The sequence below is a fragment of the Cupriavidus sp. L7L genome (assembly GCF_004353535.1).
Classification (GTDB): Bacteria; Pseudomonadota; Gammaproteobacteria; order Burkholderiales; family Burkholderiaceae; genus Cupriavidus; species Cupriavidus oxalaticus_A.
In genome coordinates, this window is sequence record NZ_SMNY01000012.1 from 1 (window position 1) to 1,024 (window position 1,024).

The 1,024-nt window shown below is 63.8% G+C and carries 1 protein-coding gene; it reads right to left on the bottom strand.

Annotated features, from left to right (window positions below):
* A partial coding sequence (gene hpsN, locus E1J61_RS15395) for a sulfopropanediol 3-dehydrogenase (protein ID WP_133094935.1) occupies nucleotides 1–1,024 on the bottom strand: 1,024 nt, incomplete at both ends.

The window sequence follows — 1,024 nt, forward strand, 5'->3', positions numbered from 1 at the left end:
CTTCATGAACTTGTGCACAGACAGCCCGCCGGAGTAACGCGCTGCCCCCTTTGTTGGAAGCACGTGGTTGGGCCCGCTGGTTTTGTCGCCGAACGCCACGGTCGTTTCCTCACCGAGGAAGAGCGAGCCGTAGCAGGTCAGATTGGCCAGCCACCAGTCGAGATCCGCTGTGTGGACTTCCAGATGCTCGGAGGCATAACGGTCGGAGATCTCCACCACCTCTTCACGAGTGTCGCACAAGATAACCTCGCCGTAATCACGCCAAGCGGCGGTGGCGGCATCGCGCGCGGTCGGGGGAAGCTTGGCGATCAGTTCCGGAACCAGCGCCATGACACGACCGGCCAGCTCGCGCGAAGTGGTGAACAACCAGGCGGGCGACTCATGACCGTGCTCGGCTTGCCCGACGAGGTCGCTGGCGACGATGGCGGGGTCGGCCGTCTCATCGGCGATGACGGCGACTTCCGACGGTCCGGCGAACACGTCAATGCCGACTTGGCCGTAGAGCGTCCGTTTGGCCTCAGCCACGAACTTGTTGCCCGGCCCCACCACCACATCAGCCGGCTTGCCACTGAAGAGACCATAGGCCATGGATGCAATCGCTTGCACCCCGCCCAGTGCCATGATGACGTCGGCGCCGGCCGCCTGGAAGGCGTAAAGGACGTGCGGATGGATGCCCTGGCCGCGGAACGGGCTCGAGCACGCCACTACAGTCTTGACACCGGCCGCCTTGGCGGTCGCCACGCCCATATATGCTGACGCGATATGCGCGTAGCGCCCTGCCGGCGCATAGCAACCAACCACATTGACTGGCAGCACCCGTTGTCCCGCGGTGACGCCCGGATGCAGTTCCAAGGAGAACTCTTTCAGGGATTCGCGCTGCGCCAAGGCGAAATCGGTGACCTGCCGAATGGCGAAGTCAATATCGGCGCGCACGGCCGCCGGCACGTCCTTAGTCTGCTCCCGGATCTGAGCGGGCGTAAGGACGATATCGCCACTCCAGCCGTCGAGTTGTTTGGCGTACTGA